Raw genomic sequence first — 18,590 nt, 5'->3', positions numbered from 1 at the left:
GCGTGACGGACCCTAGGGTCTGGACGATCCGGTGAACGATTCGTGAGCTTCGTCGGGGTTGCAGATGATGCCCCACCCTGTGCCCCAGTCAGCGCGGGTTATGCTTCGCCGATGCTGTATCTCGCCTCCAAATCCCCTCGTCGTCGTGAACTGCTGGGCCGGCTCCTGTCCGGCCGGCCGGGTGCCGAATTCGGCCTGCTCGACATCGACATCCCCGAACATCCGCAGCCCGGCGAGCCCGCCGAGGACTACGTGCGCCGCGTCGCGCGCGAAAAGGCAGGCGCCGGCCTGCTGCGGGTGATGTCCAACCCGTCGGCCGTCGTGCTCGGCTCCGACACCGAGGTCGTGCTCGACGGCGAGGTCTTCGGAAAACCCGTCGACGACGCCGATGCCGCATCGATGCTGCGCCGGTTGTCCGGCCGCACGCACGAGGTCGTCTCGGCCGTGTACGTGGTCTCGGCCTCGCGCGAACTGCACGCCGTGTCGCGTTCGGAGGTCACCTTCGCCGAACTCACGCCGGCACGGATCGACGCCTACGTCGCCAGCGGCGAGCCGCACGGGCGTGCCGGCGCGTATGCGATCCAGGGCCTGGCCGAAGCCTTCACCGTGCGGCTGTCGGGCAGCTATTCGGGTGTGATGGGCCTGCCGCTGTACGAGACGGCCACGCTGCTGCGCGAATTCGGGGTCATCGAGTGAGCGAAGAGATCCTCGTCAACGTCACCCCGCGCGAGACGCGCGTCGCCGTCGTCGAGAACGGCATGCTGCAGGAACTGCACATCGAACGCGGCTGGCGTCGCGGCGTGGTGGGCAACATCTACAAGGGCAAGGTGCAGCGCGTCATGCCCGGCATGCAGGCGGCGTTCGTCGACATCGGGCTGGAACGCGCGGCGTTCCTGCACGCGGCCGACATCGTCAAGCCCGTGCCCGTCGCCGAAGGCGAGAACGCCGGCGAGGAAGCCCCGCTGCCGCCCGCGCCGACGCGGCCCATCGCCGAACTGCTGCGCGAAGGCCAGGAAATCGTCGTGCAGGTGGTGAAGGACCCCATCGGCAGCAAGGGCGCGCGGCTCACCACGCAGCTGAGCATTCCCTCGCGGTACCTGGTGCTTCTGCCGCGCACGCGCGTGGTCGGCGTGTCGGCGCGCATCGAGGACGAAGCCGAGCGCGCGCGCCTGAAGAACCACATCACCTCGCTCTCGCCCTCGGGGGAAACCCACGGCTACATCGTGCGCACCAACGCCGAGGGCCAGCCGGAGGAGCAGCTCGCCGAGGACGTCGCGTACCTGGGCCGCGTGTGGGGGCTGATCGAAGAACGCGCCCGCAGCGCGAAAGTCGGCGAGCGCGTGTACGAGGATCTCAACCTCCCGCTGCGCGCGGTGCGCGACCTGATGCGCAAGGACGTGGAGAAGGTGCGCGTGGATTCGCGCGAGACCTGCGAGCGCCTGCGCGTGTTCGCCGCGCAGTACATGCCGGGGCTGGACGAGAAGATCGAGCACTACACCGGTGCGCGTCCGATCTTCGACCTGTACGGCGTCGAGGACGAAATCCAGCGTGCCCTCGACAAGGAAGTGCCGCTGAAATCCGGCGGCTACCTGGTGATCGACCAGACCGAGGCGATGACGACGGTGGACATCAACACCGGTTCGTTCCTCGGCCAGCGCAACCTCGAGGAGACGGTGTACCGCACCAACCTCGAAGCCGCGCAGTCGGTCGCGCGCCAGCTGCGCCTGCGCAACCTGGGCGGCATCATCATCATCGACTTCATCGACATGACCGACGCCGAGCACAAGCGGCAGGTGCTGCGTCAGCTGGAGAAGTCGCTCGCGCGCGACCACGCCAAGACCACGGTGTACGACTTCTCGCCGCTGGGCCTGGTGGAGATGACGCGCAAGCGCACCACCGAGAGCCTGGAGCGCCAGCTGTGCGAGCCATGCCACGAATGCGGCGGTCGCGGCACGCTGAAGACGCCGGAAACGGTGACGTACGAGATCTTCCGCGACATCGTCCGCCAGGTGCGCCAGTTCGACGCGCAGCGGCTGATGGTGATCGCGTCGTCCAAGGTGGTCGCGCGCATCACCGACGAGGAGTCGGCGGCGGTGGCCGAGCTGGAGGAATTCCTGGGCAAGTCGATCCGCTTCCAGGCGGACGACCAGTACGCGCAGGAGCAGTTCGATGTCGTGCTGCTCTGAGCGGAACGGTAACGGCGAGGCGGGAGAGGACGGTCCAGTAACGCTGCGTTGGCGCGGCCGGTCGGACAATGGCGGGCGCCATCCGTCCCGCCGTGCGATGTCCCGCCGCCCGTGCGCGTCCGCATCGCCGGATCGCGCGGCCGGGGCGTTCCCCGGTTCCCGCCCTCGCACCCGCATCCCGCGCCATCTGGAAAGCCGCTGATCCCATGCCCACCCCGCTGCGTCGCCGCATGCGCATGGCCCGTCGTGGACTGGGCTATCTGGTCGCGCTGTCGCTGGTGCTCATCGCGCTGGTGCTGGCCGTGGCCAGCCAGGTGTTGCCGCTGGCCGAGAGCAATCCGCAGCGCGTCGCCGCCTGGCTGAGCGAGCGCGCCGGGCGACCGGTCGCGTTCGATCGCGTGGAAACCGCCTGGACCCGTCGCGGCCCGCTGTTGCGCCTGGACAACCTGCGCGTGGGCGCCGGGGATCGGGCCTTCACGATCGGCGACACGGAAATGCTCGTGTCCGTCTACGCCGGCCTGCTGCCGGGGCATGCGTTTTCCGAACTGCGCCTGCGCGGGCTCGACCTGACCCTCGAACGCGCCGGCGACGGTCGCTGGCAGGTGCGCGGCCTGCCCGGACAGGCGCAGCCGCAGCAGGCCGATCCGTTCGCCGCGCTGGAAGGGCTGGGCGAACTGCAGGTCATCGACGGCAAGATCACCGTGATCGCGCCGAGCCTGGGCATCGACGCGCACGTGCCGCGCATCAACCTGCGCCTGCGCGTGGACGGTCCGCGCGTGCGTGCCGGCGTGCGTGCGTGGCCGAGCGTGAACGTGCCCGGCGCCGCGTCCTCGCCGCTGGACACGGTGCTCGACTTCGATCGCGTGAAGGGCGACGGCCGCGCCTATATCGGCGCACGCCGCGCGGATCTGGCCGCGTGGGCGCCGCTGCTGCAGATCGCCGGCGTCGGCAGCGAATCCGGCGAAGGCCGCGCCGAAGCCTGGGCCGACCTGCGCGACCACCGCATCACGCAGGTGATCGCCGACGTCGCGCTCGATCGCGTCGGCCTGCGCGGCGCGCCGCTCGCCGGCGGCGCGGTCCCGCGCGTGCAGTTCGCGCGCGTAGCGGCGCTCGCGCGCTGGCGCACGATCGACGGCGGCTGGCGCGTGGACGCGAAGACCCTGCGCATCGAAACCGGCAAGGACGCGCAGAAGCTCGACGGCCTCGTCGTTGCCGGCGGCACGCGCTACGCGCTGCTGGCCGACCGCATCGACGCCGGCCCGCTGCTCACCGCCGCCTCGCTCAGCGACCGTCTCGCGCCGGGCCTGCGCGTGTGGCTGCACAACACCCGTCCGCGCGCTTCGCTGCGGGAGGTCGAAGTCACCGGCGTGCGCGGCGGTGCGCTGCGCGCGCAGGCACACATCGATGCGTTCGGTTTCGATGCGGTCGGCAATTCGCCCGGCCTGAACGGACTGGCCGGGCAATTCCTCGGCGATGCGGACGGCTTCGCGCTCCAGTTCGATCCCGCCTCGCCGATGCGCTTCGACTGGCCGCGCGGTTTCGGCATGTCGCATGCGGTGACGCTGCAGGGTTCGGTCGGCGGCTGGCGCGAAGGAGAGGGCTGGCGCATCGGCACGTCCTCGCTGGCGGTGAAGGGCCAGGGCTTCGGCGTGCACGCGCGCGGCGGGCTGTGGTGGCAGGGCGACGGCTCGCGTCCGCGCATCGACCTGGCCGCCGACATCGACGAAGCGCAGGTGCCGGTCGCGAAGGGCTTCTGGATCCGCCACGTGATGGCGCCGAAAGTCGTGGCATGGCTCGACAACGCGCTGCTCGGCGGGCGCCTGCACGACGGCCGCGCGGTGGTGTCGGGCGATCTGGATGACTGGCCCTTCCGCGACCGCAACGGTCTTTTCGAAGCGAGCGCGAAACTCGACGGCGCCGTCATCAAGTTCCAGCCCGACTGGCCGGCAGTGGAAGGCTTGAACGCCGATGTCGCCTTCGTCGCCGACGGCTTCACCGTGCAGGGGCAGGGGCGTCTTGCGGGCGTCGCGATCCCGCAGATCCGCGCGGGCATCGACCACTACAAGGGCGGCGCGCTGACCGTGCAGGCGCAGGGCAATGCCGATGCGGCGCAGCTGCTGAACCTGCTGCGACACAGCCCGTTGCAGAAGGAACATGCCGACACGTTGAAGAACGTCGTCGCCAGCGGGCCGGCCAAGGTCGGCTTCGACATGGAGATGCCGCTGCGGCCGAACCAGGTCACGAAGATCGCCGGCACCGTGCAGCTCGACCGGGCGAAACTCGCCGATCCGCGCTGGAAACTCGCGTTCGAACAGGTCAGCGGCAAGGCCGAATACGCACGCGGCGGCTTCCGCGCCGATGGCCTGAAGGTGCTGCACGAAGGCCAGCCCGGCGCGCTGTCGCTGCGCGCGGGCAACGAGTTCGTGCGCGACAAGGGCAACGTGTTCGAAGCCGGGCTCGATGCGCAGATGTCGGCGAAGGAACTGCTCGACCGCGCGCCGGAAATGGCATGGCTGAAGCCGCATGTCGACGGACGTTCGGCGTGGACGGTCGGCATCGCGATCCCGAAAGCCGCGCCGGGCCGGACCGCGCCGACGCTTCTGCAACTTCAGTCCAACCTGGTCGGCACCGCGCTCACGCTGCCCGAGCCGCTGGAAAAGCCGGCCGGCGAATCGCTCGCGACGTCGGTCGAAACCCCGTTGCCGATGGGCAGCGGCGACATCCGCGTGAACCTCGGCAACGTGATCGCGGTGCGCGCGCGCACGGCGACCGACGCGGCCGGCAAGAGCCAGACCGGCGTGCGACTCGCGCTCGGCACCAACCGCGTCGACGACGTGCCGCCCGCGCACGGGCTGGTCGCGACCGGGCGCGCGGCGCAGCTGGACGCGATCGACTGGATCGCGCTGCTGGAAGGCGGCGGCAGTGGCGGCGACGGCCTCTCGCTGCAACGCATCGACGTCACCGCCCAGAAGTTGAACCTGCTCGGCGGCGTGTTTCCCGACACGCATCTGGTCGTCGTGCCGGCCGCGAACGGCGCCACCGCCGTGCAGGCCGAAGGCGCCGCGTTGCAGGGCGCGGTGCTGGTTCCCGCGGGCGAGGGCGCGACCATCGCCGGGCGTTTCGACCGCATGTACTGGCGCGCGCCGAAGCGGGCCACGCCGGGTGCCGCATCGCGGGCGTCGCCCGTCGCGGCGCCCGCGGACGATGCGTTCAACCCGGCGAAGATCCCGCCGCTGACCATCGACATCGCCGACCTGCACGTGTCCGACGCCCGCCTGGGCGAAGCGAAGCTGCGCACCCGACCGACCGCGACCGGCATGCGCATCGAACAGGTGCAGATGCGCGCGCAGAAGCAGCGCATCGACGCGAGCGGCGACTGGGACGGCCGCGGTGCGTCCGCGCGCACGCAGCTGGACGTGAAGATCGACAGCCAGGACCTGGGCAGCCTGCTCGCCGGCTTCGGCATGGGCCAGCAGCTTGGCGGCGGCACCGGCACGATGCATTTCGCCGCCGGCTGGGCGGGAAGTCCGGCGGCGTTCAACGTCGCCTCGCTCGACGGCAGCCTGGAGGCCGACATCCGCGACGGTCGCCTGCTCGAAGTCGAACCCGGCGCCGGACGCGTGCTCGGCCTGCTCAGCCTCGCCCAGCTGCCGCGCCGGCTGATGCTGGATTTCCGCGACTTCTTCAACAAGGGCTTCGCCTTCAACCGCGCCGGCGGCAAGGTGAACTTCGCCGGCGGCATGGCGCGCAGCGACAACCTCTCCATCGACGGGCCGGCCGCGTCCATCGGCATCCGCGGCACCGCGAACCTGCGCGCGCAGACGTTCGACCAGACCATCGAGGTGCGCCCGAAGGCCGCGAACCTGCTCACCGTCGCCGGCGCGCTGGCGGCTGGCCCGGTGGGCGCGGCGATCGGCGCGGCGGCGAATGCGGTGCTGCAGAAGCCGATCGGCGAGATGGCCTCGCGCACGTACCGCGTGACCGGGCCGTGGAAGGAGCCGAAGGTCGAGGTGGTGAGCGGGCAATCCGGCCAGGCGAAGGCCGAGGAACCGCCGCCGGAAACGTGAGGTCCGGCCGCCGGAACTCGCCTGAATCCCGCCCCGGCCGTGCCGCGCGAGCCGTTGCGTTCGCCCGTTGTGCCACCATCTCCTTCCTGATCATCCCCCATCGCCGCCGGGGATTTCCCCGGCTGGATACGCAGTGCCATTGCCGGCCGCATGCCCGCTGCCGGCCGGCGTTCCACTCCAGAGAGCCCGCATGACCCTTCCCATCCAGATCGCCGAAAACCGCCTGTTGTTGCCCGCCGGCCTCGATGCGGGCGGCCTCGAACGCACCTTCGGCACGCTGCTCGGCCCGGGCGTGGATTTCGGCGATCTGTATTTCCAGCACGCGCGCCGCGAGAGCTGGACGGTCGAGGACGGCATCGTCAAGGACGGCGCGCATTCGATCGAGCAGGGCGTCGGCGTGCGTGCGATCAGCGGCGAGAAGACCGGCTTCGCGTATTCGGACGAAATCAACACGCAGGCGCTGCTGACCGCGGCGAAATCCGCGCGCGCCATCGCGCGCGACGGTTCGGTGCAGGCGCCGCATTCGCTGGTGCGCGGCGGCGGTCGCGAGCTGTACGTGCCGGAAGACCCCATCGACGGCTACGCGAACGAAGCCAAGGTCGAAGCGCTGCGTCGCGTCGACCGCATGCTGCGCGCCGCCGATCCGCGCGTGAAGCAGGTGATGGTGTCGCTCTCCGGCGGCGTCGACACGATCCTGGTCGCGCGCAGCGACGGCGTGCTCGCCGCCGACGTGCGCCCGCTGGTGCGCCTGAACGTGCAGGTGATCGTCGAACACAACGGCCGTCGCGAAAGCGGCTACGCCGGCGGCGGCGGGCGTTACAGCTATTCCGAACTGCTCGACGGCGACAAGCCGGAAACGCTCGCGCGCGAAGCGCTGCGCCAGGCGCTGGTGAACCTGGAGGCGATCGATGCGCCGGCCGGCGTGATGCCGGTGGTGCTCGGCAACGGCTGGACCGGCGTGCTGCTGCACGAAGCCGTCGGCCACGGCCTGGAAGGCGACTTCAATCGAAAGGGCACCTCGACCTACGCCGGCCGCCTCGGCCAGCGCGTGGCATCGCCGGGTGTGACCATCGTCGACGATGGCACGTTGCCGGGACGTCGTGGTTCGCTCAACGTCGACGACGAAGGCACGCGGACCAACTGCACCACGCTGATCGAGGACGGCGTGCTCGTGGGTTACATGCAGGACACGCTCAACGCGCGCCTGATGGGCATGGCGCCCACCGGCAACGGTCGTCGCGAATCGTTCGCGCATTTGCCGATGCCGCGCATGACCAACACCTACATGCTCGCCGGGCAGGACGACCCGCAGGACATGATCCGCTCGGTGAAGAAGGGCCTGTACGCGGTGAATTTCGGCGGCGGCCAGGTCGACATCACCAACGGCAAGTACGTGTTCTCGGCGACCGAGGCCTACCTGATCGAGGACGGCAGGATCACCGCGCCGGTGAAGGGCGCCACGCTGATCGGCAACGGCCCGGAAACCATGCAGCGCGTGAAGATGATCGGCCACGACCTCGCGCTGGACGAAGGCGTCGGCGTGTGCGGCAAGGACGGCCAGAGCGTGCCGGTCGGCGTGGGCCAGCCGTCGCTGCTGATCGACCAGTTGACGGTGGGCGGGACGCAGGCGTGAGCCTGCGGACACCGGGAGCGTCGAATATCCGAGCGTTTGTGGCCCGGGTAAGCGCGGCGCACCCGGGTGCTTTCCGCCGCTCGCCGTGCATCGTTCGAGCAATGCGTTCCCCGGATGCGCTGCGCTTATCCGGGCTGCAAGGGCAGGCCTCAGCGCGCGTCGTCGAACGTCTCGTCCGCACCCTCGAGGTCGTCGTCCCCCGACGCGCCGCCCACGATCAGTTCGCGCAGCGCCCGGTACAGCTCTCGGAACGCGCGCGGCGGCTTGTTCTTCCGGCGTTCGTCCAGCGCGCTGCGCACCAGTGCGCGCAGGTGCTGGCGATCGGCGGTGGGATGTTCGTCGAGCAGCTGCGCCAGCGCCGCGTCGCCATCGGCGAGCAGGCGCTCGCGCCAGGCTTCCACGCGATGCATCGCCGCGACTTCGCGCCGCGCCGCTTCGCCGCTTTCGTCCAGCGCGTCGCGGATCGCTTCGAGCACCTCGTCGTCCTCGCGGCGCATCTGCTTGGCCAGGTACGCCAGCTGGCGCTTGTGCGCGATGTGCGAGGTGATGCGCCTGCATTCGCGGATGTGCGGCAGCAGCGATTCGGGCACCGGCAGTTTCGCCAGCTGCGCCTCGGTCAACGCGACCAGCTTTTCGCCCAGCGCCAGCACTTCCAGCGCGTCGCGCCGGTTCTGGCTCCGGCTGGGGCTGAAGAACTCGCCGGTTTCCTCGTCTCTACCGCGCATGGCGCACCTGCCGCAAACAAAAGATCGGACGCGGATTTTCGCGGATGCCCGCGCATAAAGCACGTTTGAACCGCCATCCCGCTCCCGCATTATCCGCATTCATCCGTATGGATCCGCGTCAAGAAAGCATTCCCAAGGAACGACAGTGAGCCAGATCGCCGCCCCGAACCTCCCCGCCTACGCCGCCTCCCTTGGCGACAGCCACGCGCGCCTGGACGCGCTGGCGGACCTCTCGCAACGCCTGCTCGAGCGCGCCCGCGCGCGCGGCGCCACGCAGGCCGAGGTGTCGTGCTCGGAGGAGTCGGGCCTCAACGTCAACGTCCGCATGGGCGAGGTGGAGACCGTCGAGTCCACTCGCGACCGCGGCATCTCCGTCACCGTCTATTTCGGCCAGCGCAAGGGCAGCGCGAGCACCGCCGACCTGCGCGAGGAAAGCCTCGACGCCACGGTCGAGCAGGCCTGCGCGATCGCCCGCCACACCGAGGACGATGCCGCCGCCGGTCTCGCCGAGGCCGCACTGATGGCGACGGACCTGCGCGAATTCGACTCCTGGCATCCGTGGCCGATCGACGCCGACCGTGCGCTGGACCTCGCGCTGGCCTGCGAACAGGCGGGCCGCGATTCGGATTCGCGCATCGGCAACTCCGACGGCGCCTCGCTCGGCACCGGCGAAAGCATCAGCGTCTACGCCAATTCGCACGGTTTCATCGGCCGCGAGCGCAGCACCCAGCACAGCCTGGGCTGCGCGCTGATCGCCGGCCGTGGCGACGCGATGCAGCGCGACGGCTGGTACAGCATCGGCCTGTCGGCCGACGACCTGGAGCCGGCCGCGAGCATCGGCCGCAAGGCCGCCGCGCGTGCGGCTTCGCGCCTGGCGCCGCGGCAGATTCCGACCGGAGACTACCCGGTGCTGTATTCGGCCGAGATGGCGCGTTCGCTGATCGGCCATCTGCTCGGCGCGGTGTCCGGCGGCGCGCTGTACCGCCGCGCGAGCTTCCTCGTCGACAGCGCCGGGCAGACGCTGTTCCCGGACTGGTTCGGCATCGAGGAACTGCCGTTCCTGCCGCGCGGCTTCCGTTCCGCGTCGTTCGACGCCGAAGGCGTGGCCACGCGCGAATCGCCGCTGGTGAAGGACGGCGTGCTGCAGCGGTACATCCTGGGCAGCTATTCCGCGCGCAAGCTCGGACTGCAGACCACCGCCAACGCCGGCGGCGTGCACAACCTGCAGGTCGCCGCGAACGCCGGCGACTTCGAGTCGATGCTGCGCGGCATGGGTCGCGGCCTGCTGGTCACCGAGCTGATGGGGCAGGGCGTCAACAACGTCACCGGCGATTATTCGCGCGGCGCGGCGGGGTTCTGGATCGAGGGCGGCCAGATCCAGTACCCGGTCGACGGCATCACCGTCGCCGGCAATCTCCGGTCGATGTTCGCGGCGATCGAGGCGGTCGGCACCGACGTGGACCCGCGTTCGCACGTGCGTACCGGCTCGATCCTGATCGGCCGCATGACCGTGGCGGGCGAGTCCGAATCGGACGATTGATCGGTTTGGTGCTGTTGCGCAGGTTTGCTTGACCTGCTCGACGGCTCGGCGGAAAGTGGCCTGGTCCATTCAGGAAACCCCTGGGAGCCAGGCCATGAGCGAGAACCCGATCGACCCGAGCCAGTCCTCCGCACCCCCGCCGCCGCCGGGCCATCCGAGCGGCGTGGCCGCCGACCAGCGCCAGTGGGCCATGTTCGCGCACCTGTCGGCGATCGCCGGCGCGGTCCTGACCTCCGGCGTCGGCGGCTGGGGCACGTTCCTCGGCCCGCTGATCATCTGGCTGGTCAAGAAGGACACGATGCCCTTCGTCGACGATCAGGCGAAGGAAGCGCTGAACTTCAACATCACCGTGGCGATCGTGTTCTTCGCGCTGTGGGTGCTGGTGTTCGTGACGCTGGGCATCGGATTGCTGATCGCGATCCCGGCGTGGTTCGTCATCGGCATCGCGTGGCTGGTGTTCACGATCATCGCCGCGATCAAGGCGAACGATGGGGTGACGTACCGGTATCCGTTCGCGCTGCGGCTGGTGAAGTAGCGCCCGCCTTGAGGTCTTCGCGATGCAGGACGCCCGCTCTTTGAGCGGGCGTTTTGTCTTGGGTAACCACGGGCACTCCATTGACGGTTCCCCGGCTCACCGTCATTCCAGCGAAAGCCGGAAGCCATTTTGCTGTTGCTGTTGCCCGTCATCCAGGCCTTCGACGGGATGGCGGTGAACGTGGTTCACCGATGCGGGAGTGCCCGTGCGTTACGTGGCCTGGATCCCCGTCGTCGGGATGACGATCTTCTCCGGAAGGCGATGCTTGCTCTTGTGGCCGGGTAAGCGAAGCGCACCCGGGTTTGGAGAAGGGGTCGCGCCCCGGGTGCGCTTCGCTTACCCGGCCTACAACAGCAACGGCGACGCCGTCAGCAGCACCAACGCGGACGCCATCGCTGCCGCCGCAACGCAAGCGCAGCAGACCTCAACGATCCCGTTCGATCGCCATCCGCCCCAGCGCCGCCAGCGCATTCGTGCGTTCCCCGAACGAAGACAGCGCTTCATCCATCCCGCGACGCAGCTCTTCCAGCCGCGCACGCGACGCGTCCAGGCCGATCAGCGCCGGGAACGTCGCCTTGTCCTGCGCGACGTCCTTGCCGGCGGTCTTGCCAAGGGTGGCGCTGTCGCCTTCGATGTCGAGGATGTCATCGCGCACCTGGAAGGCCAGGCCGAGCGCCGCCGCATAGCGGTCGAGGGCATCGAGTTCATCGGCGCGAGCGCCGCCGCACAGCGCGCCCATGCGCACCGCCGCGCGGATCAGTGCACCGGTCTTGAGCGAATGCAGGCGCTCCAGCGCCTGCACCGACAGCGAACCGCCGTTCCCCGTCGCGGCAAGATCCAGCGCCTGGCCGCCGCACATGCCGGCAGCGCCGGACGCCGTCGCCAGCGTGCGCAGCAGTTCCACGCGCGTGGTCGCGGCGACGTCCGCATCGGCGAGCACTTCGAAGGCCAGCGATTGCAGCGCATCGCCGGCGAGCACCGCCGTGGCTTCGTCGAAGGCGATGTGCACCGTCGGCTGGCCGCGGCGCAGCGCGTCGTCGTCCATCGCGGGCAGGTCGTCGTGCACCAGCGAATAGGCGTGGATCAGCTCGACCGCCACCGCCGGCGCGTCCAGCACGTCGGCGTCCGCGCCGAGTGCGGAACCGGCCGCGTACACCAGCAGCGGGCGCATGCGCTTGCCGCCGAGCAGCACCGCATGCCGCATCGCCGCGTGCAGGCGTTGCGGCGGCGAATGCGGGTCGGGGAGGGCGCGTTGCAGCGCGGCGTCGGCGCGTTCGCGCCAGCGCGCGAGGTCAGACATCGCCGCGGTTCGACGAGCCGGCATCCTGCGGCGGGGGCGCGGAGAACGGTTCTCCGGACGCCGGATTCTGCGGATCGCTGAGCAGGCGCACGCGCAGTTCGGCTTCCTCCAGCGCGCTCTGGCAGCGGCGGTACAGGCCGACGCCGCGTTCGTACGCGGCCAGCGAGTCTTCCAGGCTCATCTCGCCGTGTTCCATCTTCTCGACCAGCTGCTCGAGCGCGTCCAGGGACTGCTCGAAATCGCTGACGGGCGAGGTGGACGGCGTGTCGTCTTGGGCGGGTGTGCGTGCCATGCGGGAAGTGTGCGACCCGCCCCGGCGAGGGTCAATTGCCGGCCACGGCGGTTGCGGCGTGCGTCGCGTCTTCGCGGCGCCAGGTGAGCCGCGCGCCGCGTTCGCGCAGCCAGATGTCGAAACGGGCCGAATGGACGAGGTCGCCGGCGGCGAGCAGTTCGCCGTCCGGATCGCCCAGCAGCGGCAGGCGCTCCCGCTCCCACGGCGGCACGCCGAGCTCCTGCAGCACGTGCTTGAGCGCGTGCGAATGCGTGCGGCCGGGGCGCACCAGCCGTTCGCCGCCCTGGCGGGTGTGCACCCGCAGCGGGGTGTCGAATCCGGTCGCCCCTTCCAGCATCAGCACGTCGCCGCCGGGAAGCGCGAGCGGCGCGCGTCCGTCCCATTCGATCTGCCACTCCTCCGGCAGCGGCGGACGTGCCACGTCGGCATGCAGCAGGTCGCGCCACGCGCGCAGCACGGCGCCATGCCAGTGGAAGACGGGATCGGCATCGTCGCGTGCGGCGAGGATCTCGCGTTCGACGCGTTCGATACCGTTGCCCGGCAACGGAGGCAGGGCGAGCGTGTCGATCCACCGACGCAGCACGCGCGCACGCCGCGCCGGTGGCAGCGCGAGCAGGCGCGTGCGCGAGAGGCAGTGCGGATCGGCGGTGGCTGCGTCGGCGAACGCCTGCGCATCGCCGTCGTCGAGCAGCGCGTCGGCCTGCCCGCACAGCATCGCCGAACGCGCCAGCGCATCGGAGGCGTGCGGCCAGCGTTCGCGCAGCAGGGGCATCACCCGTTGACGCAGGAAATTGCGATCGAACGCGGTGTCGGCGTTGCTGGGATCGTCGATCCACGAGAGCGCATGCGCCCGTGCGTACGCGAGCAGCGCGTCGCGGTCGACCTCGAGCAGTGGTCGCCACAGATGCCCGGGCCCGAACGCACGCCAGCGTCGCATCGCCGCGAGCCCGTCCGGCCCGGACGCGCGAAGGGCGCGCAGCAGGAAGGTTTCGGCCTGATCGTCGCGATGGTGCGCCAGCACCAGCACTTCACCCGGCGCGAGCGCGCGTGCGAACGCGTCGTGGCGCGCCGCGCGCGCGGCGGCTTCCGGGCCGTCGCCGCGCATCGCGACGTTCACGCGGATGACCGTGAGCCGAACGCCAAGCGCTTCGCAGGTGCGCTCGCAATGAGCGGTCCAGCGGTCGGCGTCGGCGTGCAGGCCGTGGTGGACGTGGATCGCGCGCAGCCGGTCCAGCGCCCCGGTGCCCGCCAGCAGATGCAGCAGCACCGTGGAATCGAGGCCGCCGCTGTAACCCACGCAGACGGGCGCCGCCGGGCGGTCGTGCAGGGCGGTGGCGAGCGGGGCGGGCATCGCGCGATGGTGCCACGGTCGTGGAATGCAGCAACCCATCGATGGGGGCTGCATCGCCCGCGTCGCGGACGCACCATTCCTCCATCCCCCGCATTGGTCTTCACAGGAGTTGCCCGTGTCCCGGCTTTTCACCCCGTTCGAGCAGCGCTCGCTCACCCTGCGCAATCGCCTGGTGGTGGCGCCGATGTGCCAGTACTCCGCGGTGGACGGCGTGCCCAACGACTGGCACCTGGTGCACCTGGGCAGCCGCGCGGTGGGCGGCGCGGGCGCGATCATCGCCGAGGCCAGCGCGGTCTCGGCCGAAGGGCGCATTTCCCCGGCCGACACCGGCCTGTGGAACGACCGCCAGGCCGAGGCCTGGTCGCGCATCGCGCGCTTCGTCGCGTGCCAGGGCACGGTGCCGGGCATCCAGCTGGCGCACGCCGGGCGCAAGGCAAGCGTCGCGCCGCCGTGGCTGGGCGGCATCGGGGTCACGCCGGACGACGGCGGCTGGACGCCGGTCGCGCCGAGCGCGGTGGCCTTCAGCGAAACCTCACCGCATCCGCGCGCGCTGGAAACCAGCGAGCTGCGCAACGTCGTCGACGATTTCGCCTGTGCGGCGTGGCGCGCGCAGGCAGCGGGATTCCAGATCGCCGAGATCCATGCGGCGCACGGCTATCTGCTGCACCAGTTCCTGTCGCCGTTGTCGAACCATCGCACCGACGAGTACGGCGGTTCGTTCGAGAACCGCACGCGCCTGCTGCTGGAAGTGATCGACGCCGTGCGCAAGGTGTGGCCGGAGCGCCTGCCGCTGTGGCTGCGCGTGTCGGCGACGGACTGGATCGAGGGCGGCTGGGATATCGAGGAAAGCGTCGAACTGGCGCGCCTCGTGAAGCAGCGCGGCATCGACCTGATCGACGTGTCCACCGGCGGCGTCGCGCTGGGCGGGAAGATTCCGCTGCATCCGGGCTACCAGGTGCCGTTCGCGTCGCGCATCCGGCGTGAGGCGGGCATCGCGACGGGGGCGGTCGGGTTGATCACGAAGTCGGATCACGCCGAAGCGATCGTCGAGGAAGGTGACTCGGACGTCGTGCTCATCGCACGCGAGCTTTTGCGCGATCCGTATTTCCCGCGGCGTGCGGCGAAGGAGCTGTCCGGCGAGCTGCATGGGCCGGAGCAGTATTTGCGGGCCTGGTGAAGCGCGCGCCGGCAGCTTGCTTGATCCGAAAGCTGCTTTCGTAGCCCGGGTAAGCGAAGCGCACCCGGGGACGGTCACGTCCAACCCGGGTGCGCTGCGCTTACCCGGGCTACCACAACAGCCAGCCTTACGCCGCCTCGTACGCCCCGTAACTGCGCAGCCGCTGATAGCGGCGTTCCAGCAGTTCGTCGACCGGCAGCGGCGCCAGCGCGTCGAGTTCGTTGAGCAGCACGGCCTTCAGGCGCGTGGCCATCTGCTTCGGGTTGCGATGCGCACCGCCGATGGGCTCGCGCACGATCTTGTCGATCAGGCCCAGGCCGAGCAGGCGCTTGGCGGTGAGGCCGAGTTGTTCGGCCGCATCCTTCGCCTTGGCCGCGTCCTTCCACAGGATCGACGCGCAGCCTTCCGGCGAGATCACCGAATACGTGCTGTATTCCAGCATCAGCGTGCGATCGCCCACGCCGATCGCGAGCGCGCCGCCGGAGCCGCCTTCGCCGATCACGGTGCAGATCACCGGGACCTTCAGCTCGCTCATCTCCAGCAGGTTGCGGGCGATGGCCTCGGACTGGCCGCGCTCCTCCGCGCCCACGCCCGGGTACGCGCCGGGCGTGTCGATGAAGGTCAGCAGCGGCAGGCGGAAACGTTCGGCCAGCTTCATCAGGCGCAGCGCCTTGCGGTAGCCCTCGGGGCGCGGCATGCCGAAATTGCGCTTGATCTTGCTCTTGGTGTCGCGGCCCTTCTGGTGGCCGATGATCACCACGCTGCGGCCGTTGATACGGCCCAGGCCGCCGACGATGGCGGCGTCGTCGGAATAGGCGCGATCGCCGGCGAGTTCCTGGAACTCGTCGCACATCACGCGGATGTAGTCGTTGGTGTACGGGCGCGCCGGGTGGCGGGCCAACTGCGAGACCTGCCACGGGGACAGGTCGCGGAAGATCTGCGCGGTGCGGATGCGCAGCTTGTCCTGCAGCGCGTGCACTTCGGCATCCACGTCCACGGCCGGGCCATTGCTGGCGTGGCGCAGTTCCTGGATCTTGGCTTCCAGGTCGGCGATGGGCTGCTCGAAGTCGAGGTAGTTCGGATTCATGCTCGGGCCGGTGGCCGGAAAGTGGGACAGTCTAGCCGAGGCCGGGTGACCGTACCGAGAGGTGTGTTGCTGGTATGGAGTTCCGGGAGAAGCCGACCGCTGCCCACTGAAAACGACTTCATGGACCGGCCCCGCCACCCGCGTGCTTGAATCCGGGCTGGGCATCGGAGGGGAGAGGGGATGAAGGCCACGCATTGGGCGCTCGTCGCCGCACTGCTATTCGCGGTCGCCGGGCCGGCCGCCGCCGCCGGCTGGCGCCACCTGGGCGATGCCGACAGGGTCGAGCGCCGCCCCGACGGCGTCGTCGTCCACAGCGGCACCGCGCGGCTGGAGGTGAGGGTCCATGCCGGCGGCGTGTTCCGCGTCCGCCTCGCCCCGGACGGCACGTTCGACGCCGATCCCTCCTGGGCCGTCGTGCAGGGTGCCGAGCCCGTGCGCGTGCGGATCGACGAAACCCGCGCCGCCGTCCGCGTCGTCGGCGATGGCGTCGCCGCGATCGTGCAGCGTTCGCCGCTGCGGGTGGATTTCGTCGATGGCAACGGCCGCACTCTCCTCGCCGACGAAGCGTCGCTGCCGCTGGCCTGGCTGCCCGGCGAACACGGCACGCGCGTGCGCGTGTGGAAATCGATGCCGGAGGACGAGCATTACTACGGCCTGGGCGACAAGGCCGGGCCGCTCGACCGTCGCGGCCGCGCGTTCGCGATGTGGAATCGCGATGCGTATTCGTGGCAGGGCCATACCGATCCGCTGTACAAATCGATCCCGTTCTTCATCGGCCTGCGCGGCGGCATCGCGTATGGCGTGTTCTTCGACAACACGCATCGCAGCAGCTTCGATTTTGGCACGGAATCCGACGGCGTGCTGTCCTTCGGCGCGGAAGGCGGTGCGCTCGATTACTACTTCATCGCCGGCCCGCAGCCGGCGCAGGTGATCGAACGCTACACCGCGCTGACCGGCCGCACGCCGTTGCCGCCGTTGTGGTCGCTGGGGTTCCAGCAGTCGCGCTACAGCTACAACCCGGAAGCGAAGGTGCGCGAAATCGCGAAGCAGTTGCGCGAACATCGCATTCCGGCGGACGCGATCTACCTCGATATCGACTACCAGAAAGGCTACGCGCCGTTCACCGTCGATCGCGCGCAGTTCCCCGGGTTCGAGCGGATGATCGCCGACCTGCGTGGCGAAGGGCTGCGCACGGTGCTCATCACCGACCTGCACATCAAGCACGATCCGGGCAACGGCTACGCGGCGTTCGATTCGGGACTGCGCGCGGACGCGTTCATCCGCAATCCCGACGGCTCGCTGTACGTCGGCGAAGTGTGGCCGGGCGACGCGGTGTTCCCGGACTTCACGCTGTCGCGCGTGCGCGGCTGGTGGGGCGGGCTGTATCGCGATTTTGCGGCGATGGGCGCCGCCGGCTACTGGAACGACATGAACGAGCCGGCGGTGTTCGACGGTCCCGGCGGCACGATGCCGCTGGATACGCCGCATCGCATGGACGACGGCACGACGCGCGAGCATCGCGAGATCCACAACGTCTACGGCATGTTGAATGCGCGTGCCACCTACGAAGGGTTGCTGGAACTGCAGCCGGCGCGGCGGCCGTTCGTGCTCACGCGCGCGGCCTATGCGGGCGCGCAGCGTTACGCGGCGACGTGGACCGGCGACAACACCGCGAGCTGGCACCACCTCGCGCAGAGCACGCCGAACCTGCTGAGCCTGGGGTTGTCGGGCATGGCGCTGGCTGGCGACGACGTCGGCGGCTTCATCGGCTCGCCGCCGCCGGACCTGCTGACGCGATGGTTCCAGCTGGGCGCGTTCAACCCGGTGTTCCGGAATCACGCCGCCACCGACACGCGCCCGCACGAAGCATGGGTCGACGGCCCGCAACACGAAGTGCTGAGGCGCGAGGCGATCGAGCTTCGTTACCGCCTGATGCCGTATCTCTACACCGCGGCCGAGGAGAACGCGCGCACCGGCATGCCGATCATGCGGCCGGTGTTCCTGCGTTATCCGCAGGCGGAGGCGTTCTACAGCAACGATCGCGATTTCCTGTTCGGCGGCGATCTGTTCGTCGCGCCGGTGGTGGACGAACGGCTGGATGCGCATGCGGTGTCGTTGCCGCCGGGTGCGTGGTATGCGTTCGGAACCTCGCAGCGATTCGTCGCTTCGAAGGAGCCGGTGAGGATCGATCCGCGCCCGTCGCGCACGCCACTGTATGCGCGTGCCGGCGCGATCGTGCCCATGCAGGCGCTGGTGCAGCATACGGGCGAGGTGCCGGCGGGGCCGCTGGAATTGCAGGTGTATCTGCCGGAGGCGGGTTCGGAGGAGTGCCGGGGCGCGTTGTACCAGGACGATGGCGAGACGTTCGGGTATCGCGACGGGAAGTTCCTTCGCGTGACCTATGCGTGCTCGGCCGAGGCGGCGGTCGCGTCGGTGAGCGCGCAGGTCGCGCATGACGGATTCACGCCCTGGTGGAGTGCGACGCGCGTGACGATGTTCGGCGTGCCGCAGCGGCCGTCTGCCGTGCGCGTGGATGGGAGGGCGATCGCGGGGTGGAAGCACGACGCGTCGGCGAAGACGGTCACGCTGGAAGTGCGGGGTGGGGTGCGCGATTGGACGGTCGAGGTTCTGCGCTGAGCGGTTGCGACGTCCGGCGAAGGCCACGTACACGAGCTGCGAAGCTTCATCGAGCGCACG

Annotated in this window: 13 protein-coding genes; 8 read left to right on the top strand and 5 right to left on the bottom strand. The window is 70.0% G+C overall.

What is annotated here, in order from left to right; genetic code table 11:
* The first annotated feature begins 111 nt into the window (after positions 1 to 111).
* From I4U41_RS03025 to tldD, 4 genes are all read left to right on the top strand, one after another.
* On the top strand, positions 112 to 696 hold the full coding sequence (locus I4U41_RS03025) for a Maf family protein (protein WP_206859656.1): 585 nt from the start codon (positions 112 to 114) through the stop codon (positions 694 to 696).
* Positions 693 to 2,186 (top strand): ribonuclease G, encoded by a 1,494-nt coding sequence (gene rng / locus I4U41_RS03020; protein ID WP_206859655.1) that lies wholly within the window; start codon positions 693 to 695, stop codon positions 2,184 to 2,186. Before I4U41_RS03025 ends, rng begins: the two co-directional genes overlap by 4 nt.
* Positions 2,187 to 2,392: 206 nt before the next feature.
* Entirely contained in the window at positions 2,393 to 6,253 is a 3,861-nt protein-coding gene (locus tag I4U41_RS03015) for a YhdP family protein (RefSeq protein WP_206859654.1), read from the top strand.
* A 190-nt stretch (positions 6,254 to 6,443) separates the two neighbouring features.
* Entirely contained in the window at positions 6,444 to 7,886 is a 1,443-nt protein-coding gene (gene tldD, locus I4U41_RS03010) for a metalloprotease TldD (RefSeq protein ID WP_206859653.1), read from the top strand.
* 149 nt (positions 7,887 to 8,035) lie between these two features.
* Here the strand turns inward: tldD and yjgA are convergent, their stop codons facing one another.
* A complete protein-coding gene (gene yjgA / locus I4U41_RS03005; protein ID WP_206859652.1) occupies positions 8,036 to 8,611 on the bottom strand; it encodes a ribosome biogenesis factor YjgA in 576 nt (191 codons plus the stop codon).
* Between the two features lie 154 nt (positions 8,612 to 8,765).
* Between yjgA and pmbA the strand changes: the two genes are divergently transcribed.
* On the top strand, positions 8,766 to 10,151 hold the full coding sequence (gene pmbA / locus I4U41_RS03000; RefSeq protein WP_206860386.1) for a metalloprotease PmbA: 1,386 nt from the start codon (positions 8,766 to 8,768) through the stop codon (positions 10,149 to 10,151).
* A 94-nt stretch (positions 10,152 to 10,245) separates the two neighbouring features.
* Positions 10,246 to 10,686: a DUF4870 domain-containing protein gene (locus I4U41_RS02995; protein ID WP_255541974.1), complete on the top strand. Its 441-nt coding sequence runs from the start codon at positions 10,246 to 10,248 to the stop codon at positions 10,684 to 10,686.
* A gap of 424 nt (positions 10,687 to 11,110) precedes the next feature.
* On the opposite strand, the gene I4U41_RS02990 is transcribed toward I4U41_RS02995, so the two are convergent.
* Genes I4U41_RS02990 through tilS form a run of 3 tightly spaced genes read right to left on the bottom strand, consistent with a single transcriptional unit; the run spans position 11,111 to position 13,629 of the window.
* Complete coding sequence (locus tag I4U41_RS02990; RefSeq protein ID WP_206859651.1) at positions 11,111 to 11,986, bottom strand: polyprenyl synthetase family protein; 876 nt, start codon at positions 11,984 to 11,986, stop codon at positions 11,111 to 11,113.
* Positions 11,979 to 12,278: an exodeoxyribonuclease VII small subunit gene (locus I4U41_RS02985; RefSeq protein ID WP_206859650.1), complete on the bottom strand. Its 300-nt coding sequence runs from the start codon at positions 12,276 to 12,278 to the stop codon at positions 11,979 to 11,981. The genes I4U41_RS02990 and I4U41_RS02985 overlap by 8 nt, the downstream gene beginning before the upstream one ends.
* A 31-nt stretch (positions 12,279 to 12,309) precedes the next feature.
* On the bottom strand, positions 12,310 to 13,629 hold the full coding sequence (tilS, locus tag I4U41_RS02980; protein WP_206859647.1) for a tRNA lysidine(34) synthetase TilS: 1,320 nt from the start codon (positions 13,627 to 13,629) through the stop codon (positions 12,310 to 12,312).
* Positions 13,630 to 13,744: 115 nt separating this feature from the next.
* On the opposite strand from tilS, the gene I4U41_RS02975 reads away from it, so the two are divergent.
* The gene (locus I4U41_RS02975; RefSeq protein WP_320415136.1) at positions 13,745 to 14,806 is read left to right on the top strand and encodes an NADH:flavin oxidoreductase/NADH oxidase; all 1,062 of its coding nucleotides are present in this window, start codon (positions 13,745 to 13,747) and stop codon (positions 14,804 to 14,806) included.
* 127 nt (positions 14,807 to 14,933) lie between these two features.
* Here the strand turns inward: I4U41_RS02975 and I4U41_RS02970 are convergent, their stop codons facing one another.
* Positions 14,934 to 15,893, bottom strand: coding sequence for an acetyl-CoA carboxylase carboxyltransferase subunit alpha (locus I4U41_RS02970; protein WP_206859643.1), 960 nt, complete (start codon positions 15,891 to 15,893; stop codon positions 14,934 to 14,936).
* A gap of 180 nt (positions 15,894 to 16,073) precedes the next feature.
* Here I4U41_RS02970 and I4U41_RS02965 point away from each other — a divergent pair, with 180 nt between their 5' ends.
* On the top strand, positions 16,074 to 18,530 hold the full coding sequence (locus I4U41_RS02965; protein WP_206859641.1) for a glycoside hydrolase family 31 protein: 2,457 nt from the start codon (positions 16,074 to 16,076) through the stop codon (positions 18,528 to 18,530).
* Positions 18,531 to 18,590: the final 60 nt, after the last annotated feature.

It is taken from the genome of Lysobacter changpingensis, from assembly GCF_017308985.1.
Lineage (GTDB): Bacteria > Pseudomonadota > Gammaproteobacteria > Xanthomonadales > Xanthomonadaceae > Lysobacter_J > Lysobacter_J changpingensis.
Note: the sequence above shows the minus strand (reverse complement) of the source record. Positions and strands in the feature narration are given on the sequence as shown.

What these genes read in the sequence shown, in the direction of transcription:
- I4U41_RS03025 (WP_206859656.1), top strand. Translation starts at nt 112, where the DNA reads ATGCTGTATCTCGCCTCCAAATCCCCTCGTCGTCGTGAACTGCTGGGC.
- I4U41_RS03015 (WP_206859654.1), top strand. Translation starts at nt 2,393, where the DNA reads ATGCCCACCCCGCTGCGTCGCCGCATGCGCATGGCCCGTCGTGGACTG.
- tldD (WP_206859653.1), top strand. Translation starts at nt 6,444, where the DNA reads ATGACCCTTCCCATCCAGATCGCCGAAAACCGCCTGTTGTTGCCCGCC.
- yjgA (WP_206859652.1), bottom strand. Translation starts at nt 8,611, where the DNA reads ATGCGCGGTAGAGACGAGGAAACCGGCGAGTTCTTCAGCCCCAGCCGG.
- I4U41_RS02995 (WP_255541974.1), top strand. Translation starts at nt 10,246, where the DNA reads ATGAGCGAGAACCCGATCGACCCGAGCCAGTCCTCCGCACCCCCGCCG.
- I4U41_RS02990 (WP_206859651.1), bottom strand. Translation starts at nt 11,986, where the DNA reads ATGTCTGACCTCGCGCGCTGGCGCGAACGCGCCGACGCCGCGCTGCAA.
- I4U41_RS02985 (WP_206859650.1), bottom strand. Translation starts at nt 12,278, where the DNA reads ATGGCACGCACACCCGCCCAAGACGACACGCCGTCCACCTCGCCCGTC.
- tilS (WP_206859647.1), bottom strand. Translation starts at nt 13,629, where the DNA reads ATGCCCGCCCCGCTCGCCACCGCCCTGCACGACCGCCCGGCGGCGCCC.
- I4U41_RS02970 (WP_206859643.1), bottom strand. Translation starts at nt 15,893, where the DNA reads ATGAATCCGAACTACCTCGACTTCGAGCAGCCCATCGCCGACCTGGAA.
- I4U41_RS02965 (WP_206859641.1), top strand. Translation starts at nt 16,074, where the DNA reads ATGAAGGCCACGCATTGGGCGCTCGTCGCCGCACTGCTATTCGCGGTC.